Origin of the sequence: Asticcacaulis sp. (assembly GCA_024707255.1) — a bacterium.
Classification (GTDB): Bacteria; Pseudomonadota; Alphaproteobacteria; order Caulobacterales; family Caulobacteraceae; genus Asticcacaulis.
In genome coordinates this window covers 1825376-1847453 of record JANQAC010000002.1, presented here as the reverse complement: position 1 = coordinate 1847453, position 22078 = coordinate 1825376, and the positions used below count along the sequence as shown (strand labels likewise).

At 59.9% G+C, this 22078-nt stretch carries 25 protein-coding genes, 1 tRNA gene and 2 pseudogenes; 11 read left to right on the top strand and 17 right to left on the bottom strand.

The annotated features are described in order from the left end of the window. The first annotated feature begins 61 nt into the window (after positions 1–61). On the top strand, positions 62–1852 hold the full coding sequence (locus NVV72_20275) for a chloride channel protein (protein MCR6661537.1): 1791 nt from the start codon (positions 62–64) through the stop codon (positions 1850–1852). Here the strand turns inward: NVV72_20275 and NVV72_20270 are convergent, their stop codons facing one another. The 8 genes from NVV72_20270 to NVV72_20235 form a co-directional block, all read right to left on the bottom strand. Then, on the bottom strand, positions 1853–2485 hold the full coding sequence (locus tag NVV72_20270; protein ID MCR6661536.1) for an SOS response-associated peptidase: 633 nt from the start codon (positions 2483–2485) through the stop codon (positions 1853–1855). Between the two features lie 88 nt (positions 2486–2573). Next, positions 2574–2759: a hypothetical protein gene (locus tag NVV72_20265; protein MCR6661535.1), complete on the bottom strand. Its 186-nt coding sequence runs from the start codon at positions 2757–2759 to the stop codon at positions 2574–2576. 152 nt (positions 2760–2911) lie between these two features. Then, the gene (locus NVV72_20260) at positions 2912–3262 is read right to left on the bottom strand and encodes a helix-turn-helix transcriptional regulator (protein MCR6661534.1); all 351 of its coding nucleotides are present in this window, start codon (positions 3260–3262) and stop codon (positions 2912–2914) included. Then, complete coding sequence (locus NVV72_20255; GenBank protein MCR6661533.1) at positions 3262–3669, bottom strand: autoinducer binding domain-containing protein; 408 nt, start codon at positions 3667–3669, stop codon at positions 3262–3264. Before NVV72_20255 ends, NVV72_20260 begins: the two co-directional genes overlap by 1 nt. Positions 3670–3741: 72 nt before the next feature. Further along, positions 3742–4473 carry a LuxR family transcriptional regulator gene (locus NVV72_20250; GenBank protein ID MCR6661532.1) on the bottom strand — a complete coding sequence of 244 codons (732 nt, stop codon included), beginning with the start codon at positions 4471–4473 and terminating at the stop codon, positions 3742–3744. A gap of 57 nt (positions 4474–4530) precedes the next feature. Next, on the bottom strand, positions 4531–5106 hold the full coding sequence (locus NVV72_20245) for a uracil-DNA glycosylase family protein (protein ID MCR6661531.1): 576 nt from the start codon (positions 5104–5106) through the stop codon (positions 4531–4533). Positions 5107–5135: 29 nt separating this feature from the next. Further along, positions 5136–5423, bottom strand: a complete 288-nt coding sequence (locus NVV72_20240; GenBank protein ID MCR6661530.1) for a hypothetical protein — start codon at positions 5421–5423, stop codon at positions 5136–5138. Next, positions 5423–6547, bottom strand: a complete 1125-nt coding sequence (locus tag NVV72_20235; GenBank protein ID MCR6661529.1) for a heavy metal-binding domain-containing protein — start codon at positions 6545–6547, stop codon at positions 5423–5425. Before NVV72_20235 ends, NVV72_20240 begins: the two co-directional genes overlap by 1 nt. A 173-nt stretch (positions 6548–6720) precedes the next feature. Here NVV72_20235 and NVV72_20230 point away from each other — a divergent pair, with 173 nt between their 5' ends. Next, positions 6721–6885 carry a hypothetical protein gene (locus NVV72_20230; GenBank protein MCR6661528.1) on the top strand — a complete coding sequence of 55 codons (165 nt, stop codon included), beginning with the start codon at positions 6721–6723 and terminating at the stop codon, positions 6883–6885. Here the strand turns inward: NVV72_20230 and NVV72_20225 are convergent. The 3 genes from NVV72_20225 to NVV72_20215 are packed head-to-tail and all read right to left on the bottom strand — an operon-like array spanning position 6882 to position 8324. Then, complete coding sequence (locus NVV72_20225; protein ID MCR6661527.1) at positions 6882–7274, bottom strand: CBS domain-containing protein; 393 nt, start codon at positions 7272–7274, stop codon at positions 6882–6884. The genes NVV72_20230 and NVV72_20225 overlap by 4 nt on opposite strands. A 56-nt stretch (positions 7275–7330) precedes the next feature. Next, positions 7331–7942: a hypothetical protein gene (locus tag NVV72_20220; protein ID MCR6661526.1), complete on the bottom strand. Its 612-nt coding sequence runs from the start codon at positions 7940–7942 to the stop codon at positions 7331–7333. After that, a complete protein-coding gene (locus tag NVV72_20215) occupies positions 7851–8324 on the bottom strand; it encodes a hypothetical protein (protein MCR6661525.1) in 474 nt (157 codons plus the stop codon). The genes NVV72_20220 and NVV72_20215 overlap by 92 nt, the downstream gene beginning before the upstream one ends. 216 nt (positions 8325–8540) lie before the next feature. Between NVV72_20215 and NVV72_20210 the strand changes: the two genes are divergently transcribed. Next, the gene (locus NVV72_20210) at positions 8541–9887 is read left to right on the top strand and encodes a glycoside hydrolase family 27 protein (GenBank protein ID MCR6661524.1); all 1347 of its coding nucleotides are present in this window, start codon (positions 8541–8543) and stop codon (positions 9885–9887) included. On the opposite strand, the gene NVV72_20205 is transcribed toward NVV72_20210, so the two are convergent. The 4 genes and pseudogenes from NVV72_20205 to NVV72_20190 form a co-directional block, all read right to left on the bottom strand. Continuing rightward, positions 9884–10201 carry a hypothetical protein gene (locus tag NVV72_20205; protein MCR6661523.1) on the bottom strand — a complete coding sequence of 106 codons (318 nt, stop codon included), beginning with the start codon at positions 10199–10201 and terminating at the stop codon, positions 9884–9886. The two genes, NVV72_20210 and NVV72_20205, sit on opposite strands and share 4 nt — an antisense overlap. 471 nt (positions 10202–10672) lie before the next feature. Beyond that, positions 10673–11638 (bottom strand): NAD-dependent epimerase/dehydratase family protein, encoded by a 966-nt coding sequence (locus NVV72_20200; protein MCR6661522.1) that lies wholly within the window; start codon positions 11636–11638, stop codon positions 10673–10675. Next, positions 11635–12276, bottom strand: a complete 642-nt coding sequence (locus NVV72_20195; GenBank protein MCR6661521.1) for an aminotransferase class I/II-fold pyridoxal phosphate-dependent enzyme — start codon at positions 12274–12276, stop codon at positions 11635–11637. Before NVV72_20195 ends, NVV72_20200 begins: the two co-directional genes overlap by 4 nt. Positions 12277–12377: 101 nt before the next feature. Then, positions 12378–12692, bottom strand: a pseudogene (locus tag NVV72_20190) (aminotransferase class I/II-fold pyridoxal phosphate-dependent enzyme). A 258-nt stretch (positions 12693–12950) separates the two neighbouring features. Here NVV72_20190 and NVV72_20185 point away from each other — a divergent pair. After that, positions 12951–13547 carry an XRE family transcriptional regulator gene (locus NVV72_20185; GenBank protein MCR6661520.1) on the top strand — a complete coding sequence of 199 codons (597 nt, stop codon included), beginning with the start codon at positions 12951–12953 and terminating at the stop codon, positions 13545–13547. On the opposite strand, the gene NVV72_20180 is transcribed toward NVV72_20185, so the two are convergent. Both NVV72_20180 and alr read right to left on the bottom strand, forming a co-directional pair. Beyond that, positions 13544–14788, bottom strand: coding sequence for a D-amino acid dehydrogenase (locus NVV72_20180; GenBank protein ID MCR6661519.1), 1245 nt, complete (start codon positions 14786–14788; stop codon positions 13544–13546). The two genes, NVV72_20185 and NVV72_20180, sit on opposite strands and share 4 nt — an antisense overlap. Before the next feature lie 2 nt (positions 14789–14790). Continuing rightward, a complete protein-coding gene (alr, locus tag NVV72_20175; protein ID MCR6661518.1) occupies positions 14791–15912 on the bottom strand; it encodes an alanine racemase in 1122 nt (373 codons plus the stop codon). Between the two features lie 860 nt (positions 15913–16772). Here alr and NVV72_20170 point away from each other — a divergent pair. From NVV72_20170 to NVV72_20140, 7 genes and pseudogenes are all read left to right on the top strand, one after another. After that, positions 16773–17665 (top strand): annotated as a pseudogene (locus NVV72_20170) (MotA/TolQ/ExbB proton channel family protein). 5 nt (positions 17666–17670) lie between these two features. Then, positions 17671–18105, top strand: a complete 435-nt coding sequence (locus NVV72_20165) for a biopolymer transporter ExbD (GenBank protein ID MCR6661517.1) — start codon at positions 17671–17673, stop codon at positions 18103–18105. 14 nt (positions 18106–18119) lie between these two features. After that, positions 18120–18830, top strand: coding sequence for an energy transducer TonB (locus NVV72_20160; GenBank protein ID MCR6661516.1), 711 nt, complete (start codon positions 18120–18122; stop codon positions 18828–18830). 576 nt (positions 18831–19406) lie between these two features. Next, positions 19407–19781, top strand: a complete 375-nt coding sequence (locus tag NVV72_20155; GenBank protein MCR6661515.1) for an energy transducer TonB — start codon at positions 19407–19409, stop codon at positions 19779–19781. A 135-nt stretch (positions 19782–19916) separates the two neighbouring features. Next, positions 19917–20675 carry a M48 family metallopeptidase gene (locus NVV72_20150; GenBank protein MCR6661514.1) on the top strand — a complete coding sequence of 253 codons (759 nt, stop codon included), beginning with the start codon at positions 19917–19919 and terminating at the stop codon, positions 20673–20675. Between the two features lie 96 nt (positions 20676–20771). Next, a tRNA-His gene (locus tag NVV72_20145) sits at positions 20772–20847 on the top strand. 115 nt (positions 20848–20962) lie between these two features. Next, a complete protein-coding gene (locus tag NVV72_20140) occupies positions 20963–22033 on the top strand; it encodes an FAD-binding oxidoreductase (GenBank protein ID MCR6661513.1) in 1071 nt (356 codons plus the stop codon). The last annotated feature ends 45 nt before the right edge of the window (positions 22034–22078 follow it).

Sequence of the window (22078 nt, the reverse complement as noted above, 5' to 3'; positions counted from 1 at the left end):
AATTGTCTTCACAAGGCCATGCGGCCGGCCTAGGGTGAAGCGGTATGCGTCGTGAGCCAGCATGTCCTTATCTAATCCGCATCTGAGTGATTACATCTTGGGAAAGGTCGTCAAGCGGCCGGTCCTGCGCGGCGTGGCGCTGATCAAGCGTCATCTTCAGGGCTCGGAGGTGTGGTTCATCGTACTGGCGGGCGGGGTGGGCCTGCTTGCCGGTGTGATGGCGGCCCTGCTTGGGCATTTCGCCCATATGCTGCAATCCATTCTCTATGGCTTTTCACCGGACCTGCGCCTGAGTGCGTTACCTAATATCGAGCCCTGGCACCTGGTGGCCCTGCCGCTCGGTGGCGCCGCTCTGGGTCTGGTGCGGTTTATTTTTCCACGCCGCACCCGCCAGCCGATCGACGTGGTAGAGGCCAATGCGCTTTACGGCGGCCGCATTCCCCTGCGCGACAGCCTGATCGTGTCGTTCCAGACCTTCCTGTCCAATGGCTTCGGCGCCTCGGTCGGGCTTGAGGCGGCCTATGCCCAGTTGGGCGGCGGCATCGCCTCCAAGATCGGTCAGTGGCTCGATCTCAAGCGCGTCTCCTTGCGCACATTGGTGGGGGCGGGGGCCGGATCGGCCATCGGGGCGGCGTTTGGTGCGCCTCTGGCCGGCGCGTTCTACGCTTTTGAACTGGTCCTTGGCGGCTATACCGTGGCAGCGCTGGCCCCGGTGGCGGCGGCCTCGCTGATGGCGGTTCTGGCGGCACAACTGATGAATATCGAGCCGTTCGTCATTGCCTCAACCATCGGGCAAACCATCGAAATCAGCGGCTATCTTCTTTATGCCGTTCTGGGCGCATTGTGCGCCGGTGTCGGTATCGCCATCATCCGACTGGTGGCCAGTGTCGAGGCCGTGGTGCGCAAACTGCCGATCGGCGATATCTGGCGGCCGATGATCGGCGGGCTGTTCCTCATTCCGGTAGCCTGGGCGGCCCCGCAGGCCCTGAGTTCCGGACACGGCGCCATGCACCTCTACATGGCGCAGCAGGCCGTGGTGGTGACCTTGCTGGCGGTTTTCGCGCTGAAACTGTGTGCCTCGGTCATCTCCCTGGCCTTCGGCTTTCGTGGGGGCCTGTTCTTCGCCTCGCTGTTCCTGGGGTCATTGCTCGGCGCGGCCTTTGCCCAGATCGTCAACCAGATCTATCCGGCGGCGGATCTCGATATCCTTAATGCCTCACTGGTCGGCATGGCGGCCCTGGCCGTGGCCGTGGTCGGCGGGCCGATGACCATGTCGCTGATGGTGCTTGAGGTAACTCACGACTTCAACCTGACGGCGGCGGTGGTGACCGCGGCTCTGTGTTCCAGCGCCATTATCCGCGAGCGCTTTGGTTATTCCTTTTCGACCTGGCGCCTGCATCTGCGCGGCGAAACGGTGCGCAATGCCCGTGATATCGGCTGGGTCAAAGCCCTGACCGCGCAAAGCCTGATGCGCAAGAACCATACGACCCTGCCGGACAGCCTGAGCGTAGCGGCCATGCGCGAGCAGGTGCCGCTGGGTTCGACCTCCCGCGTGCTGCTGGTTGATGACAGGGGCGATTACCGCGGCATCGTTCTGACGGCCGAGGCGTGGATCGAAAACCAGGAGACGCTGACCCCCTTGCGTGAACTGGCCCGCCAGACCGAGGTCTATGTCCGGCCGGACATGGACATTTCGGCGATCATGCGCGTCTTCGAGCATTTCGGTGTCGATGACCTGGCGGTGGTAGATGAGGATCACAAGCTCCTGGGGCTGCTGACGGAGAAGTACGTCAACCGCCGCTATGTGGAGGAACTGGAACGCTCCCAGCGCGAGTTCTTTGGCGAGATGTGATCAGAACAATGCGCCCTGTACCGGGACGGCGGGTGTTTCCGCCTGAAGCCTGAGCGATACGGTGGCCGTCAGATCGACCGCTTTGCGCCGCAGCCAGTTATCCCATTGGTCCGGGGCGAGGATAACCGGTTCGCGGTCATGGATGGGCGCCATATCGTGGTCGGCATCGCGCGTCAGCAGGCTGAAGCTCCATATCTCGCCTTCCGCCAGGTTTGCGCAGTCCCAAAGGGCGGCAAAGGCCATGGGCTGATTGTCGGCGCGGGTGATTCGCCATTTGCGGCGGGCGTTTCTTTCGCCCGACCATTCATAGAAGCAATCGGCCGGCACCAGAGCGTGGCGGTATTTCCACGCACCCTGAAAGACACGCTTTTCCGTTACCGTATCCAGCTTCGCATTGAAGGTGGTGGCTTTCCAGTCCTTCAACACGCCGGAATACCAGTGAGGGATCAGGCCAAAACGCGCCGGAATGACCTCCAGCCGGCTGTTTTCCGGATTTTCGATCACGATTGGCGCGCCACCGGTCGGCACCACCTTTGATGGCTGGCCGAATTCCATCTGGTCCGGCGCGTTGGGCAGGTGAAGGGTGTTTTTCAGGAAATTCAGATAGAGGGCGGCCTCAAATTGTCCGCACATAGGTTGCCTCCCGTATGTGCGGACAATTCTGGCCCCCCGCGCCCCCCGGTGCAAGCTCCAATCGGAGCGGTGCCTCCTGAATGCAGGCTTAATTCATGTATGCCTTTGGCGGCAGGAAGTGCCGGCGCATCCGGCCATTCAGTTCGGCGTGCTTGGAATCGCAGTAGCGCGTGATGAAACGCTCGAAAACATAGTCCAGGCCATCGACCAGTTCATGATCGCCGGTTTGCAGCGCCAGGCTTTTCAGTTCATCCAGCCGCTCAAGAACCTCCATACATGTTTCGTCATATGTCAGTGGTTCTGGAAAAGACTTTTTCCCCGACTCGACCCTGCTGGACATGTCCGCCTCTGAAACGCTACGCATCGGGATGAGACAATCACAGTCCATTATTTCGCGCCATCACGAGAATTCGTGATCCGGCGGGGTCAGGGATGAACAATGCCCTCGGCGATGGCCTTGACCACCGCCGTCACGCGGCTGTGTGCGCCCAGCTTGGCGAAGACGTGGCGCATATGGGTATCGACCGTATTACGGCTGATGCCCAGGATAATGGCGATTTCGGCATCGGTCTTGCCGGAGGCCACCCAACTGAGGATTTCGGCCTCCTTCGGTGTCACCCCTGCGGCAGGACGGTGCGGCGTGGCTGGGCGGGCATTTAGCCGCTTGTAGCTGAGATAAAACTGTGCTGTCAGGGCGCCGATCAGATCCAGATTGGCCTGAGTGGACGCATGTGTGGCATCGTGCTTTTCCGCCGAGGCCAGGCCCAGGCTGGCCATCAATCCGTTGCGGCCCCACACCGGGGTCGATACCCCATGATGCAATCCCCCTCGCGCGCGACATTGTAAAGGTGCGTCTGGGCCGGCTTGTACTGAGAGCGCTTTTCATGTGTTTCCCAGTCCAGGCTGCCGATTTGGACCTTGAGCGCCTGCATCACCGGATCATACGAATCGCAGTTGTTTTCCTTGTAGTAATCGCGCAGTTCTTCGGGGAAATTGTGCAGGACGCCGCGGCCATGCACACGCTGCGGCAGGTCCGGGTCATCGATCACCCACAGGCTGATGCGGTCATAGCCATGCTGAGCCACAGCCTTCTTCAGCAGGCGAAACAAATCCGCATCCGCCGTCACCTGCCGGGTGTCGGTGACGAAATCCTCGAACTGATAGCGCTGTTCAGAATCAAACATCGAGCCCAATCTCACCAATCGCTCAGTTTTTAACATGGAGTTGCGATCGGAGCGCGCAAATTCGCCGGCGCACTACGGGCAGATGTGACCCTGTGTCAATCCGGTCACCACGGCTGAGACCCGGTTGGTGGCATCGAGCTTGCGGAAGATACTGCGCAGGTGGGTATCGACTGTATTGCGGCTGATACCCAGGATGACGGCGATCTCTTCATCCGTTTTCCCGGCGGCGATCCAGGTGAGAACTTCCGTTTCCCTGGGAGACAGGCTTACGATTGGCGCCGGGCGAGCGTAAAGCCGTCGGTAGGACAGGTAAAACTGCGTACACAGGGCATTGATCAGGTCGAGATGGGCATAGGCGCCGTCGTGGGGCGTGGTCGCCGCCAGCCCGACACCCCCAATGGCCTTCAGCGCCCTCATCGGCACGGCTATGCCATTATTGAGGCCGGCATCGACGGCTTCGTTCATGAACCGGGTCTGGGCCGCAGTATAGCTGGAGGTGGCCTCCAGCTTTTCCCAGGTGAAGCCGGATGTGTGCGTAAGAGCGGCGTGGAGCACCGGATCGAGACGGGCATAGTCCTTTTCCAGGTAGGTCTTTTGCCAGTCCTCCGGATAGGTGTTGAAAAGGCTCGGCCGCTGATGAGATTTTGGCATCAGCGGATCGTGAGCGATCGAAAAAATCATCTGATCGTAGCCATATTGGCCGACGCAGCGTTGCAGATGCGCAAAAAGGGCCTCGCCCGTCTGGGCGGCCTGGGTATCCCTGACAAAGTCCTCGAACAGGTAACGCTGTGTACGGTCAAACATGGATGTGGTCTTTATTTCGCCCTTATTACCACAAAGCCGGACCCGAGGTCGCGTAAATTATGTCAGCGCTGTCACTATGGCGGATCGCAGGTAAGGCACGATCTCCGTCTCGAACCACGGATTTCGCCTAAGCCATATTCCGTTGCGAGGGGAGGGATGGACGAGGGGCAGGTAGCCGTCATCGATATAGTCCCGCCAGGCACGGACGGTGTCTCCCAGTGTGGCCTTGCGGCGAGTGCCGAGGTAATGGGCCTGCGCGTATGCACCAATCAGCAGGGTCAGTTTAATATCGGGCAGGGCGGCACGCACGCGCTCATGCCACAGTGGCGGGCATTCCGGGCGAGGGGGATTGTCACCGCCTTTTCCTCGGCCAGGATAGCAGAAGCCCATCGGCATGATGGCGATTTTTGACGGATCGTAGAACTGTTCCGGCGTCACACCCAGCCAGTCGCGCAGGCGTTTGCCGGACGCGTCATTGAAAGGGATGCCGGTCAGATGCACCTTGAGCCCCGGCGCCTGGCCGATGATCAGGATTTTCGCGCGCGGATCGGCGGCCTGTACCACCGGCCTCGGCCCCAGCGGCAGAGAAGGGGCGCAGACCGTGCAGGCAGCGATATTTTCGAGCAGGGACATCGTTTACAGTTAGTCTTAAGCGGCTCTATTCATTTCGTTTCGTTTGCCGCTAAGTCATCCAGCCAGTTCTGATAGGTATCAAAGATTGTTGTCATGGGCCATTGGGGCGTAGTCTCCACCTGGTAAGTAAGATGAACTTGGGCGTATCTATCGCCGGAAAGCCTGAATAGGGTGTCGTCGTGGCCATTTTTCCGCGCGACTGCTTCAACGGAGTCGCGGTAGAGGGCGTGCTTTGCCATCATTTCCCGCCTTAATTCAGCGACAAGATGAGGCCCTTCATCAGTGACGAGTAACCATCCTTCAGGCAGATTTTGCATTACGCCCCCTGGCTGTCCGCCGGCCGCATCAATGACATGCCCATATCCGAATCCATCCAGGTGTCCTTGTCATGGACGATGGCCTGGGCCGGCATCATCTGCGTGGCGGTCCCCATGCCGGAGGCCTTGCGCACGGCCGTGCCGATGGCCATGAATTCGATCAGGCCCTGGCCGATTTCGATGATATAGGTCTTCACCCCCACCACTTCCTCGGCGCCGATGGAATCGGCCTCGGCCTTCAGGCGATCGAGCGCGTGTTCGCGGGCGTCATGCACCAGCGAGGTCAGTTCGCTGATCTCCCGCTTGGCGAAGGATTTAAGTGCCGAGAAGATGCCGCCGACCAGGCCCAGCGAATAGATCGAGGTCGACATCAGCAGTTTCATCGGTGCGTAGCCAAGCGACGCCATCGACCATAACTCCTCGCCGGTCAGGTCAGAGGTGACTACATGGCCACTGTCGAGGCCCGGATGATGCGCCGCCGTGCCGGTCATGACCATTTCATGCGTGCCCATCCACGGCAGAATGGTGGTGCGGATGCCAAGCACCGCATTGGCGCCATCGGCCTTCGCGGCGGCGGTGATGCGGTCGAGCGCCTTGTGGCGGGTCTTGTTAAAGACGTCTGAATATTCCGAAATCTCCCCGCGGCCCAGTTGCTTGAGCGCGCCGATGAAGCCGCCGCCAATCCCCATCGAATAGGCGATATTGCCGAAGACGTGCTGGATCGGCCGGTAGCCGGCATCCATATGGCACCAGAGTTCCTGGGCATTGCCGGCCGTGGTGAAAAATTCTCCGCCACCATTTTTTGAAAAAACGCAGGAGCCGACAAACAGAAATTCGGTATTGCCGGAAAAGGCGCGCAGGTCGCCGGAAACGCCGGCCACACCGGAGGCGCCATGGTTTTGCGCCTCCTTGGCCATGCGGGCGAAGGCGTGCATCCGGCCGTCCTGGATGGCTTGGGTGACCTGCGGGATTTCACCGCCCAGGATATTGTTCAGCCCGGCGCCCAGCGAACCCAGGAAGCCCATGGAATTGACACTGTTGCCCACCACAAGCTCGCCAGCCGAATAACCCTTGAGTGCCATGCAGTAGATTTCATTGCCCGACAGACCGGTAACCTTTGCCATAACTGCGTTCCCTCGCTTTGCATCTGGAAGGGCGAGGGTGGCGGCTTTTCACGTCAAAAGTCAACGGCCGTCGGCGCTTTTCGGCTTATCCGGGATTTATATTCGGGGGTAACGTTCACAACTGCAACATTACGCCGAAAAGACTATGCTTGCTCCATTTAGAGGAGGCGAATATGCAGATCAATAATGATCGTCATCATGCCCACACGGAGACGGCTCACGCCGAAATGGATGCCGTGGCCTGGATCGGTCTGGGACTATCATTGCTCGGGCTGGCAGCCTTCGGCGCCTATACGGCCTTTTTCCTGGCCGGCTTTATCAGCGATCTAATGGTTTAAATCTGGGCCACCTGAAGCTCGATCTCACCGGCCAGTCTTTGCTCATCGGCGCGGGCGATATCGCCCAGCGTAATGACGCCGACCAGGCGCTTGCTGTCATTAAGCACAGCCAGGCGCCGAATCTGCTCGCGCTTCATCACATCGGCGGCTTCGCGCAGGTCGTCATCCTCGAAACAGTAGACAATGGTTTCAGACATGACATCGCTCAGGTGCGTGTCCGGTCCCATGCCTGCCGCCACGGCGCGAATGACAATATCGCGGTCCGTCACCGCGCCCTTCAGCTTGATGCCGTCGCCGATCGGCAGGTAGCCAAAATCGCCATCGCGCATCATTTCCGCTGCCTGCCGCAGGGTGGTCTGCGGGCTGGCGATATGAAAATCGGTACTCATGATATCCTTGACATGCATCTTTTCCTCCTGTGGTTGACTGACGAAAATCCGTCGGTTCAGCTACGTCGCCCCCGGCCGGTATGAGATGGATTGCGTTCCCATTCACGCGACGGATTGCGGTCCTCGAAATCGCGCTCCGAAGTGGCGCTGTAGCCGCGTGGCTGGCGCGGATCGCTGCGGTCGTCCTCGTGCCCGTAATCGCGTTCGTCCTGACGTGAGGCGCGATAACCGTAATCATCGTCACGGAAACGGGAATTGCCGTAGGAACCGCGGTCACGGTCATATTCACTGCCGTTGCGCTGTTCGTTGCGCCAGTCATCATTGGGTCGCCACTCATGCGCACCGCTGCGATAGGCGGTTTCGCGCCACTGCCGGTCACGCCAGTTGTTCTGGAACCGGCGGTCGTCAGGATGGCGGCGTTCGTCATCCCGGTTGTCGACACGGACATTAGCCTGCCAGCCATTCTGCCGGTCGTTCAGGTCATCCCGATCGCGTTCGGCGCGGTTGCCGTCATAGTGGCCCCGGTCATCTTCACGCCAGCGCTGGTCGTCTGGTCGGGCGCCGGAATAGCCGCGTTCATGACTGAGATAGCGGCGGTCGACCTCGTTCATCGGATCGCCATAACCATCGTCCGGGCGGCGATTGGCGCCATTTCCCCTTCTGGACATAGCGACTGCCGGCCGAGCGATTGCCCCCGGAACGGCTGAAGGACTGATAGGCGCGGCTATCATCGTTATAGTGCGAGTAGTCGGAGTGGGAATAGCTGCGGTCATCTGCGGTTTCGCCCCGCCAGTTCTCGCGGCCGCCATCCCGGTCTTCCCAGCCCTTTTCGCGTTTTTGGGCGCGAGCCGAAGATTGCGAACGCTCGATATCCTGCGTATCCGCCGCATGAAAGTGCCTGTGCTCGTCCCGGTCCCGACTTTCCTGGTGCGTGGCGCGATTTCGCTCATTGTCCATATCGTTGTCGCGCTGAATACGTGCCGCGGCGCCTTTTTTGATCTTGCTGGCACCTTTGTCCTGGGATGTCTGGGAAGATCCGGTCGTGGCCATGGATATCTCCTGGGTATTTGCGAAAACTGCGGACCAGAAAGGTCAACGCTTTGATTTTTTGTCATTTTTTAATGACACCTGACAATACTCTACGCGCCTGCCCGTAAGGTTATTATGCCGATACCCCGTAGGCTGTATAAAATGTCCATAAATCGTTTTGGGGTGGATTTTTACAATCAGGCTGTTATTACTCAGACAATAAACGGGAGCGAGACCATGAAACTGACCACCAGCCGCCGCAGCCTGATGTCCGGCCTGATCACAGGCGCGGGCGCCTTGCCTTTTTTGGCGTCTGCCACGGCGTCCCAAGCCGCGCCAGGGGCGGCACTGGCGCCTCGACCGCCGATGGGCTGGAATAGCTGGAATAGCTTCGCCACTACCATCAACGAGGCCCAGGCGCTGGAAACAGCACAAATCATGGCCGACAAGCTGAAGGCACACGGCTACACGGTCTTCACCATCGATATCCAGTGGTACGAGCCCGGCGCCACCAGCTATACCTATGCCGCCAAGCCGGTCCCGACAATGGACGGCTATGGCCGCCTGCTGCCGGCGCCGAACCGTTTTCCCTCGGCGGCGGATGGAAAGGGCTTCAAGCCTGTTGCCGACCAGGTTCATGCTATGGGCCTGCAATTCGGCATTCATCTGATGCGGGGTATCCCGCGCCTGGCGGTCGAGCAGAACCTGCCGGTATTCGGCACCAAATTCCATGCGCAGGATATTGCCAATATTGATAGCATCTGCCCATGGAATCCGGACATGTACGGCGTTGATATGACGAAGCCGGGCGCGCAAGCCTATTATGACAGCGTATTCGCGCTCTATGCCTCATGGGGTGTCGATTTCGTCAAGATGGACGATATGAGTCGGCCTTACGATGCCCACGCGCTGGAAATCGAGGCGGCGCACGCGGCCATCATCAAAACCGGCCGGCCGATCATCCTAAGCCTGTCGCCGGGCGAAACGCCGGTGCCGCGTGCCGCTCATGTGCGGAAATACGCCCAGATGTGGCGGATCAGCGATGATTTCTGGGACGAGTGGCCGCTGCTTGAGGCGCAGTTTACCCGGCTGGAAAACTGGAACGAACACCGCACGATCGGCGGCTGGCCGGATGCCGACATGCTGCCATTGGGGCGGCTGGCGCTTGGCAACCGCGACACCAAGTTCACCCCGGCGGAGCAGAAGACCCTGATGACCCTGTGGTCGATTGCGCGTTCGCCGCTGATCATGGGCGGCGATCTGCGTCACCTCGATCAGCCGACGCTCGATCTTCTGACCAATGACGAGGTGATTGCCGTCAACCAGTCAAGCCACGATAACCAGCCGCATTTCCTGGCCGATGGCCGGCGCGTCTGGACGGCACGGGCCGAAAATGGCGATTATTACCTGGCGCTGTTCAATACCACATCCGATGATGCCGAACTGAGCTTCGATCTGGGCATATTGGGACTCAAAAGCGCGAAGGTGCGCGATCTGTGGGCACGTACCGACCTGGATAAGGTCAGCGGGCGTTTCACGGCCCGTATTCCGTCTCACGGAGCGGGGCTCTATCGCCTGAGTTAAAGCCGGCAGCCGCGCGTGCCGATATGCAGGGTTTCCGCGAATTCGGCGGGCCCCAGAGGCGCAGCGAGGGCGGCGGCCATGAAACGGGTATGAATATCGGGAAAGGACAAGACGCCTTGCTCGAAGCTGATCAGGTTGGCGCGGACGAAAATCCCCAGCTCGAATACGTCGATATCCTCACGACGCCGCATCCGCAGGGCGATCAATTCGATGATATCGAGCGGGATATCGTCAGGGTGATCCTCAAGCCTGAAAGCGACGAGAAGAGCGGCCATCTGGGCACGGGTGATCTGGGTTTCATCTGCGGTAATCATGCGCTGGCTCCTTGCCGGCAGCGTCGCAAACTGCGCATCAGGGAACCATATGTTTTTCCGGCGCAGATTGTGAGCGCCGTATGATCCGGCGCGGTATTTTTAACCTGGCCTTTAATCTTATCTGCACATCGTGTGTCAGGGAGACAGCCCGATGCATGACCGCCTGACACGACTTGAAGACATCACGGAAGCTCTGGCGGCTTCGCGGCTGGCGGCGTCCGGGGGCGTGACGCCGGATGAACTGGCGATGGATGCCGCCCTGGCCGACCTTTTGTTCGAAAAAAGGCGGCGCTGGAGGTCCAGAAGGAAGCCTGTGCCGACAAGTCATTCGACTCGCGGACCTATAACGACCTGCTGATGGCGGTAGCTGAAACCGTAGCCGGTATACGCGGGTTTGAGCTCAAGTACGATGTGCGATTGATGTCGTAAGGAATTGAAAATTTAAATCTATTTACCTGCGTATAAAGTGGTCTATCCGTTGGCGGCGCGCGCGGGATTGCTGACAGGCATTTGCTGTTTCATGCCGTCCAGCATTCCGCTGACAAGCTGAGGCAGGCCATATGCGGCGCGCCAGCCCCAGTCCTGCCTGGCTTGGCTATCATCGAGCGAGTCGGGCCAGGCGGCGGCGATGGCCTGGCGGTAATCGGGCGCGTACTCAATGTGGAATCCGGGGGATTGGCGGGCGATCTCGGCGGCGATCTCGGCCGGTGAGAAGCTGATCCCGGCAATATTGTAACTGCCGTGCTCGATGATGGATTCAGCGGGCGCTTCCATCAGTTCGATGGTGGCGCGCACGGCGTCGGCCATATACATCATTGGCAGGGTTTCATCAGCATTGAGGAAACAGGTGTAGGGCTCGCCCGCCACCGCCGCCCTGAAGATATCGATGGCGTAATCGGTGGTGCCGCCGCCGGGAGGGGTCTTGTAAGAAATCAGGCCGGGATAGCGCAGGCTGCGCACATCGACGCCATGGGTTTCATGATACCAGCGGCACCAGCCTTCGCCGGCCTGCTTGGAGATGCCGTAGACGGTTTCCGGTTCGATAATGGTCTTCTGGGGCGTGTGGTCGGCTGGCGTCGTCGATCCGAAGACGGCGATGGAACTGGGCCAGAAGAGGCGGAAGTTAAATTCCTTCGCCAGTTCAAGCACATTGAGCAGACTGCTCATATTCAGGTTCCAGGCCCACAGGGGTTTCTTTTCCCCCGTGGCAGAAAGGGCGGCGGCGAGGTGATAGACCTGGGTAATGGCGTTTTCGGTCACGACGCGGCGCAGGGCGTTCGCATCGGTTGCGTCAAGGATTTCATGCTTGAGATGCCCCGATTTTGCCGGCGCGATATCGCTGGTGATAATCTGGGCCGCGCCATACTTTTCCGCAAGCGCCATGGCCAGTTCACTGCCAAGTTGGCCATTGGCACCAATAATCAGTATTTTGCTCATCGGATCAGCCCCAGTTCGCGGCCGGCAGTGGCGAAGGCAGCCAGCGCCTGATCCAGTTCCTCATCGGTATGGGCAGCGCTGATCTGGACGCGGATGCGCGCCTTATCCTTCGGCACCACCGGATAGAAGAAGCCGACGGCATAGAGGCCGAGTTCCAGCAGACGGGCGGAGAGTTTCTGCGCCGTTTCCGCCTCGTGGGTCATGACCGGGATGATCGGGTGTTCACCGGGCTTGAGTTCAAAACCCAGTTCGCTCATGCCTTTGCGGAAGCGCGCCGCATTCTGTTCCAGCCGGTCACGCAGGGTGGTGTCGTGCTCCAGCAGATCAAGCACGGCCAAGGTGGCGCCGACGATCATGGGCGCGACCGTATTGGAGAAGAGATAGGGGCGCGAGCGCTGGCGCAGCAGTTCGACCACCTCACGGCGACCTGCCGTGAAACCGCCCGATGCGCCGCCAAGCGCCTTGCCCAGCGTGCCGGTAATGATATCGACCTTGCCGAAGATGCCGCGCAGTTCATGGGTGCCGCGCCCGCGCGCGCCGATAAACCCCGACGCATGGCTGTCATCGACGCCGAGCAGAGCGCCGTAACGATCGCACAGGGCGCGAATCTCATCCAGTCGCGCGATGATGCCGTCCATCGAGAAGACGCCATCGGTGAAGACCAGTTTGTGGCGCGCGCGGCGGCGTCCGCCTCCTGGAGACAGCGCTCCAGATCGGCCATGTCATTATTTTTGTAACGGTAACGCCGGGCCTTTGACAGGCGGATGCCGTCAATGATTGATGCGTGGTTCAGTTCATCGCTGATCACGGCGTCGGCCTCGGTCAGCAGGGTTTCAAACAGGCCGCCATTGGCGTCGAACGCCGAACCATAAAGGATGGAGTCTTCGGTGCCGAGAAAGCGAGCCAGCCGTTGCTCAAGTTCCTTATGACGGTCCTGGGTGCCGCAGATGAAGCGCACGGAACTCAGGCCGAAACCACGTTCATCCAGCGCCCTGTGGGCGGCCGCGATGACTGCCGGATGCGAGGACAGGCCGAGATAATTGTTGGCGCACATATTGATCAACTGTTGACCATCAGCCAGGCGTACCAGCGCGCCCTGGGGCGTGGCGATCACGCGCTCGGACTTGAAGAGCCCTTCCTGCCGTGTGGTGGCGAGCGCGGCTTTTACATCTTCATAAAAGGCGTCCGTGCGGTTAGGCGACTGGCTCGACATGAAAACCTCTTTGGGCTAGGGTGGCCGTTAAATCGAACGATGTGCAATATATCGATCTAAAATCCGCTATAGCGGATAATTTGAAAAAGAACAATACCAATGTCCAGTCCGGTTATCGCCAACGTCGCCATTGAAGGTCCGCCCGCCATCGGCGCCACATTGCAGACCTTGCGCCAGGGACAGAAACTGTCGCTTGATGAGCTGTCGAAGCGGGCAGGGGTATCCAAGTCGATGCTGTCCCAGATCGAGCGCAATACCACCAATCCGACCGTGGCCGTGCTGTGGCGGCTGTCCAATGCTCTGGGGGTTTCGATCACCGACTTTCTGGCCAGCGGTCGGCCCGAACGGACCGCGCCGCTCATTTCGGTAGTGGCGGCCCATGCCACGCCCTCGCTGATCAATCCGGATGGTCAGAGCGAGCTGCGCATACTGGGACCAATCGAACTGGCTGGTAAGTTCGAATGGTATGAACTGATCATCCAGCCGGGCGGCTCACTGACCTCGGAGGCGCATGAACCGGGCGCGCGTGAGCATTTGTCCGTCCTGTCCGGTTCTGCTGTCGTGCGGGCGGGTGCCGAAGAGACGAAGCTGCGTCAGGGGGAAACGGCCCGCTATGCCGTGGATGTGCCCCATGCCATTTCAAACCCCGGCAAGTCGGTGGCGACCATGCTGCTGGTGGTCGCTCATCCGGATTAATAACGATCTATCGATAGATCGCCGGTTTCGATCTCCGGCTTCGCGCCGCTGATCATATCGGCCAGCACGCGTGCCGAGCCGCAGGACATGGTCCAGCCGAGCGTGCCGTGGCCGGTATTGAGCCAGAAATTGTCATAGCGCGTGCGGCCAATCACCGGCGTGCCGTCGGGCGTCATCGGGCGCAGGCCGCACCAGAATTTCGCCTGTGACTGATCGCCGGCGCCGGTGAACAGATCCTCGACGGAATGGGTGAGGGTGGCCTGGCGGGCCGGCGGCAGGTCCAGGTTGAATCGGGCAATCTCGGCCATGCCGCCGATACGTATACGGTCCCCCAGGCGGGTGATGGCCACCTTGTAAGTTTCGTCCATCACGGTCGAAACGGGAGCGCGGCCCTCGTTGATGATCGGTACGGTGATCGAATAGCCCTTGACCGGGTAGACCGGCAGGTTGAGACACAGCGGTTTTACCAGTTTCGGCGTATAGCTGCCCAGCGCGCCGATAAAGACATCGGCCGTATATTCGCCCTGGCCGGTCTCCACGGCGGTGACCTGCCGGCCGTCATGCCTCAGGCCGCGAATATCGACATTATATATAAAGCGCACGCCGGCGGCCTCAGCGAGGGCGGCGAGGGCGGTGGTGAACTTGTGGCAGTCGCCGGTCTCGTCATTGGGCAGGCGCAGGCCGCCGACAATCCGGCTGGCGTCGATGCCGGGCTCGGCACGGGCGCAGCCGGCCGCGTCAAGTATCTCGAACGGCACGCCGCCGGCCTTCAGCACCTCAACATCCTTGCCGATATTGTCGAGTTGTTTCTGACTGCGAAAGACCTCCAGTGTGCCTTGCGTGCGCTGGTCATATTGGATGCCGGTTTCCGCCCGCAAGGCGATCAGGCAATCGCGCGAATATTCGGCCACCCGCACCATGCGGCCCTTGTTGCGCGCATAGCGGGCCTTCGTGCAGTTTCGCAGCATGGAGAGCATCCAGCGTACCGTGGCTGGATCTATGGTCGGGCGCACGATCAGAGGGGCATGTTCCATGAAGAGCCACTTCAGCGCCTTTTGCGGGATGCCGGGGGCCGCCCAGGGCGAGGAATAGCCGGGCGAGACCTCGCCGGCATTGGCAAAGCTGGTTTCGAGGGCGGCGCCGGATTGGCGGTCGAGCACCGTGACCTCATGGCCGGCCTTGGCCAGATACCAGGCGGTGGTGACGCCGATCACGCCGGCGCCGAGGATGATAATTTTCATGTCTAACCCCGATATTCGCGGTAGAAACGACGGCCCAGCGCCGTCAGGATTTCATAGGAAATGGTGCCGGCATCGGCGGCAATAGCGTCGATCGACTGATGCGGGCCGATCAGTTCGACGAAATCGCCCTCGGCCAATGCGCCGGGCGGCAGGTCGGTGATATCGACCATCAGACTGTCCATCGATATCCGCCCGACAATCGGCAGGCGGGTATTACCATGCCAGGCCGCGCCGCGCGGGCTTAAGGATCGCGGCAGGCCGTCGGCATAACCGGCGCCAAGGGTCGCCAATCGCATGTCGCGCGCAGCGGTATAGGCGCCGCCATAACCGATCTGTGTGCCGGCGGGTACGGTACGGGGCTGTATCACCGCGACATGCAGGCTGACCACAGCCTGCATCGGGTTGGGACCGGCATCATTAGGCGCACCGCCGTATAGCGCAATGCCTGGGCGCGTCAGGTGTTGCAGGAAGCCATCACCCAGAAACAGGCCGCCGGAATTGGCAAAGCTGACCGGCAGGCCGGGGAAAAGCGTGCTAATTTCATGCATATGGGTCAGTTGAGCGGCATTGGCGGCATTTTCCGGCGTGTCGGCGCAGGCCAGATGGCTCATGATAAAGCGTATATCCAGTGCCGCCAGGGCTTCCGGTGCTGCGGCCAGGGCGCGGGCCTCTTCCTTTGATAGGCCCAGCCGCGCCATGCCGGTATCGAATTGCACCACGGCGGGCAGGCGCTCCCCGCGCGTTTTCGCCAGAGCGGTCCAACGTGCGATCTGGTGCGGCGAATTGAGCACCGGAATGATGTTCTGGTCGGCACAGGTCGTCTCGCAGCCTTCCGGCAGGCCATTGAGCACATAAAGTGCAGCATCGGCAGGCAGGCCCGGTCTCAGGGTAAAGGCTTCGCACGCCTGGGCGACGAAAAAATGACGGCAACCCTCGGCGTAAAGGGTTGCAGATACTTGTAAGACACCCAATCCGTAGGCATCGGCCTTGACCACGGCGCCCGTAACGGCCTGTCCGGCACGCGCTGACAAGTGGCGGTAGTTGGCGGCCAGGACGCTCAGGTCGATGGCGAGGTAGCCGCCTGCGCCTGCGGCGAGGGCGCGTGTTTCAAGTGAGGTCTGCATTTGATCGGTCCGGGGGAGCGGTAAGCGATAGCTTAGGCCATAGGGAGGGGGATAGTCTGCCAGACTATCGGGGAAACTCCGAAAACGATGCGGCATTCTCGAAGATTTGTCGAAATCGGCGCAAAAATCTTGCATATTCGTCTGAGCGGTACAATGAAACCGGCCGCCTTCTGCGGGCTGATAATGCCGAATACCACTTTAACGCGCCGCCAAAGCTTCGAATGCGCACCTTTTTCCGATGCGGACAGCTATGCAGGTGGGGCGAGGGGTCAAAAAGGACGAGTCGACAATCCCTTATAACACCGTTTTTGGGAGCGCTAACATATCGCCCCCGTGTCCGGGGGTTGCAGCCGGCGGATAATTTTCGCCTTAAAGGCGTTTTTTGCGAACGGACACCCGCCGAGGCGAATTTTTTTTGACCATGCGGCAAATTTTTTTTGCGACCCCTTTGCAACATTAACTATCGGACATGTTTGAACTTTTGCTTCATAGTTTGGTAAGCGCTGGGTTTTTCAGGTCACGGTGGCGTGAAAAGTCTGTAACTGACACCTTGACGTTTAAGGCGTAGCCGGATCATTTAGGCCCAAACCGCTTGGGTCACGGGTGTAACAGCCTGTAACAAAGAGGTCGCCTTTTGAGCCGCTTTGGTTCATACTGGCAGAGTTTGTGCCCTGGCACAGCGTGATACGGACGTCAGATTTCGTACGGGCTATGTCGGGACACGGGGACTCGTTGGGGCCGAAGGCTTGCGCCTGAGGTCTTTTGCGCGTCTGTTGTTTTTAACATGGGGTAAACGCTTCCCCTTTAGTCCTTGGTCAACCCTTCGGTGGGTGAAGTCCATATTCAGGAATTGGCGAAAAATGCTCGAACACAAGAAATCTAATCCGCTCATTGCTCTGCTTGGCGCTGCCGCCCTGCTGATGAGCGCTCCCGCCATGGCCGCCACGGCCGCGGCCCCCACCTCGGCCGCCGCTTCGGTCGCCGCCCCGACGGACACTGCCGCTCCGGCCGCCGACGAAGCCACGACGGAAGACAGCTCGTCGACCGCCGCCGCGCCGCACGCCGCCAATGTCGATTTCGTCTCCATGTTCATGGGCGCGACGGTTGTCGTTAAGCTCGTCATGACCCTGCTGGCCATCTGCTCGGTGATCTCCTCGGGTTCTGCTGATCATGAAGCTGATGGACTTCTCGTCGCTGAACCGCGTCACCACGAACTACCTCGAAGCCTATCGTGGCGCCCGTTCGATCGCCGACATCAACCGCATCTCGGTTTCGGACGAGTTCGCCGGTAACCCGCTGGCCGACATGGCCGCCGTGGCCACCGAAGAAGTCCAGCTCTCGAAGCAAGCCGGTCTGTCGATCTCGGGCGAACATCGTGACAGCGTTCTGCACCGCGCCCGGGCTTCGGTTGCCGCTGTTCAGGCCGGTCTGGCCAAGCGCCTGTCGGGTGGCCTGTCCTTCCTCGGCTTCGGTCGGTTCGACCTCGCCCTTCATCGGTCTGTTCGGTACCGTTTACGGCATCATGAACTCCTTCATCTCGATCGCCCAATCGCACACGACCAACCTGGCTGTCGTTGCTCCGGGTATCGCTGAAGCCCTTATGGCTACCGGCCTCGGCCTGATCGCCGCTATCCCGGCCGTTGTCATGTACAACATCTTCAACACCTCCATCTCCAACTACGGCATCCGTTCGGAACAATTCGTCTCCGAACTGATCAATTCCCTGTCGCGTCAACTCGACAAAGGGGCGTAACTGATATGGGAGCCAAGCTATCAGGTGGTGGCGGCTCGAAGTTTCACGTCGAAGCCAACAGCGAAATCAACGTTACGCCGTTCGTCGACGTCATGCTGGTTCTGCTTATTATCTTCATGGTGGCGGCACCGCTCGCCACTGTGTCGGTAGAAGTGAAGCTGCCCCCGGCGATCGCCAAGCCGATCGCCAACCCGCCGAAGCCGGTCTACATCTCGCTGCAAAAAAGCGGCAATGTGTATGTCGGCAACGAACTATCGTCGCTCGATACCCTTGGGGATGATCTCAAGAAGGCAATCGGTGCACGTAACCCCGATGAAGAGCGTATTTTCATCCGTTGTGACAAAGGCACCCGCTACGCCGAGTTCATGAAGGTGATGAACAAGCTGCAGGACAATGGTTTCTACAGCGTCGCCCTTCAGGGTGAAGACGACGCAAAGTAAGAGGGTCTTAATTTATGGAAGAAACACCCCATAGGAAACGGGACCCGATTCTTGATCCGCCAGAGAAGAAGTCTTCGGCCTCTCTCTGGGTCGGTCTTGGCGTCGCCGCCGCGCTGCACTTAGGTGTCGCGTACTACTTCCTCCAGGCGAAGTTTGAGCTGAAGGCGGAAAAGTTTACGGATGAGAAGGTGAATGTCGACCTGGTCGCACCGCCTCCGCCGCCGCCGCCGCCTCCGCCTCCGCCTCCGCCGCCTAAGGCGCCGCCCCCTCCCGTGGTTCAGCCGCGTGAAACGCCGCCGGTGCCAAGTGTGACGCCGCCGCCTCCGATTCCGGTGCCGCCTGTTCCGCAGGAAAAGCACCAGGAGTACAAAGAGCCGCCGCAGCAGATGAACACCGGCACGCCGCCGCCCGTGACCCCGCCAGGGCCTCACTATGTGGCCGGTAAGTGGAGCTATCCGAGCGGTGACGTTCTTGCCGATCTGTATCCGGACCGCGCGCTGAACGACGAAGTTGAAGGCACGGTCACGATCGACTGCGCCATCAATGCATCGGGCCGCGTCACCTCCTGTGACGTGATCAACGAAAGCCCGAAGGGTTACGGCTTTGCCGCAGCCACGGTTAAGGCGTTCATCCGCTATGCACGGGTTGACCCATCGTCGGTTGGCGGCCAGTTGCGTGATGGTGACCGGCGGAAGTTCACCTATAAGTGGACCTTGCCGGGCTGATCATAGCCAAACTTAAAAGAAGCGCCCTGAGCTTATGTTCGGGGCGCTTTTTTGTGCCTGATCTGTCGGGCTGACGTCCTATTGACGCTTGCGTCAAATTTGAAACGGGAGTACTCTTTTACCAGAGCAAGAAAAGTAAATGCAATATACTCGTTGATGCAGATGCGTACAGCAATGTATCGGTGATGTGCTTTTGCCGGGCGGGCTGTAATCCCTTCTGCGTGGTTTTGTAATCATGGAGGAGATATATCATGACAGAGGCTGTTCACAGCTTTCACTCGCCTATATTTGATACCCCAAGGTCAAAAAGACTGCCGCCGTCCTTCTACTGGGGTATGTTGTTTGCTGTTCTTCTGCATCTGGCCTTGTTGTATTACTTCTTCAACCAGACCTTCACGACGGCTATAGTCGAAAACCCGCCCGATCCGCCATCAACGGTTCTGGAATTCTACAAGCCGCCCTTGCCGCCACCGCCGCCTGATCCGGCACCGGCGCCTAAAAACGTTATAGTGGCGCATACGCCTGTTGCCGAAGCGCCGCCGACGGTCCCGACCGTCCCCATAGATCCGCAGGTGAATGTCAAGCCTGATGATGGCGCAAAGGCGCCGCCGGTCATCAGCCCCACAGCCGGGCGACTCGTCTTCGTCAGCCCCTGCCAACACCTATGTAAAGGCGCGCTGGACGCGGTTCCCGGATGCAAACGCCCTGGGGCAATATTATCCATCGCGCGCGGCGGATAATGAAGTCGAAGGGACGGCCACGGTCGAATGCACGGTTCTCGACAAGGCAGGCCGCGTTCACTGCACGGCCTTGTCTGAAAGCCCCGGAAACTACGGCTTCGGGCCGGCCACGGTCCGGATGGTCCAGGATAAAGGACGGGTCGATACCAGCCAGGGTGACGTAAAGATCGGGTCCGTTCTGCGTACCACCGTGAAGTGGCAACTGAACTAAGGTGTGAAGTCCATAAAGGCGCCCCGGACATCTGTTCGGGGCGCTTTTTCATGTGCAAACGCATGTTCTTTTTATCCGCCACAGGCTAGGGTGGTCAAAAGTGACACTGGTGACATGACATCTGAGGGAGATACTATGAGGCGTTATCTGAAACTGTCTATGCTGGGGCTGGCGCTTTTAGGGGGCGGCGCACTGACAGGCTGCGAAACCAATCAGACACTTGGGCGGTCGCAATTCCTGCTGGTCGATGACGCGGCCCTGGAGCAAAGCGCGCTGGCAGCTTGGCAGGAGCAGCTCAAGACAGCGAAAATTTCAAAAGATCCGGTGCTCAACAAACGCATCCAGATGGTCGGGGCGCGCATTGCTGCTGCATCCGGGTTGGGCGCAACCGGCTGGGAATATGTGCTGTTCGATGATCCTCAGCCCAATGCCTTCGTCATCCCCGGCAAGAAGGTTGGCATCAATACCGGCCTGTTCAAGGTGGTGAAGACGGACGACCAACTGGCGGCAGTGATCGGCCACGAAACGGCGCACGTTCTCGGCAAGCACGCGGCAGAACGCGCCTCGCAGCAGATGGCGGCGCAAGGCGCGCTTCAGGTGGCGACGGGGGCCACCAAGGGTAATGTGCAGAAAGTCATTTCGAGCTATGGCGGACTGGGCGCCCAATTGGGCATCCTGCTGCCATATTCCCGCAAGCATGAATCCGAAGCCGACCGTATCGGCGTCGATCTGATGGCCAAGGCTGGCTACCGGCCGAGCGCCGCCATCGAGGTCTGGCAGAACATGATGGCGCAGAATTCGGGCGCACCGCCGGAATTCCTGTCGACTCACCCCTCTGACAAGACGCGCATCAAGGACCTGCAGGACTATATCGCGGCCAAGGGATATAAGTAGGGACGTGCGGCCCTGATCTGAATCTTGTATAAAACGCATATAAGGGCTTGATTGAGGGGCCGGGCCATATTAGAGGATGGCCCCTCGCGTTAGCGTGCCGCCTTAGCTCACTTGGTAGAGCGCCAGATTGTGGCTCTGGAGGTAGCCGGTTCGAAACCTGCAGGCGGTACCATAACGTTTTTTTTGGGCGCGTTTTCCGGCGCGTTCTTTTACGGCATAGGCCGGATTTCCCTGAAATGTCAGATTGCCGCATGGCTTCCGCGGGCGGAATCGCGTAGGTCGTCCTTATGACGCAATCCGTTCCCCGATCAGTCATTGTTGTTGGCGCCGGCATTACCGGCCTGACCATTGCGGTTGCCTTACAGGCGAGTGGTCACAAGGTGACTCTGATTGCCCGTGATGCCCCGGAAGATACGGCTTCGGGCGTTGCGGCGGGCATGATAGCCCCGGCCATGGAAGCGATGAACGAGCCCGATCCGGCCTTCAGTTTTCACAGGCTGAAGGCGGCGCAAATGACTTGGCAAGATCTGATGCCATTGTGGCCGGAGAGCCTGCGCTATTTGTGGCCGGAAGTGCTTGAAGGCCATAGCTATTTCGTCTGGCCGGGCGGGGCAGGGGAGGTGCCCGAAAGCCTGCATCATACGGGGGCTGAACTGGCCCCGGTTTCCGATGATCTGCGCCATGGTCTTGGCATCCAGCCGGAACTGTCGGCTATACGTGTGTCCGGCGACGGCAATGTATCGGCCATGACCCTGCTGCAAGCGTTTGAGGATCACTTCCGGGCACTTGACGGCGTTATGGTGCGGGGAATGGTCGAGCGCGCAGAGGCCGGGTTTGTCCATGTCGCTCATATCGGCCGGGTGGAGGCGGACGAGGTCGTCATTGCCGCCGGTTATTACAGCCAAAAGCTGGGCGTATCCCATCTGTCTCCCATTAAGGGGCACCTGCTCGATCTGCCGGCCAGCCGTCCGCCGGTCGTGCTGCGGGCGGCGGCGGGCTATCTGGCGACACGCGCCGACGGCGCCCGGTTTGGCGCCACCATGCAGGTCGGGCAGTCCGATCTCGATATCGAGCCGGCCGTGGTCGCTGATCTCAAAGGCCGTGCCAAGATCCTGTTTCCCGACCTCGAACTGGAAAAAGCCGTGCCGCGTACCGGCATTCGCGCCTCCACACTGGATGGCTGGCCGCTGATCGGCCGTGACCCGGCCTCTGGTGTGCTGGTCGCCACGGGGATGCGGCGGAACGGCTATGTCTTCGCACCTCTGGCAGCGAAGATCATTCTGGCCCTGGTCGAGGGCCGGGAAAGCCCGAATGGCGGCATCTACAGGCCGGAACGCTTCCGCAATCCGGAAAATTAACACACGTTAAACGCATATTAACCACGCGGGCGGCAAAATCTGCCG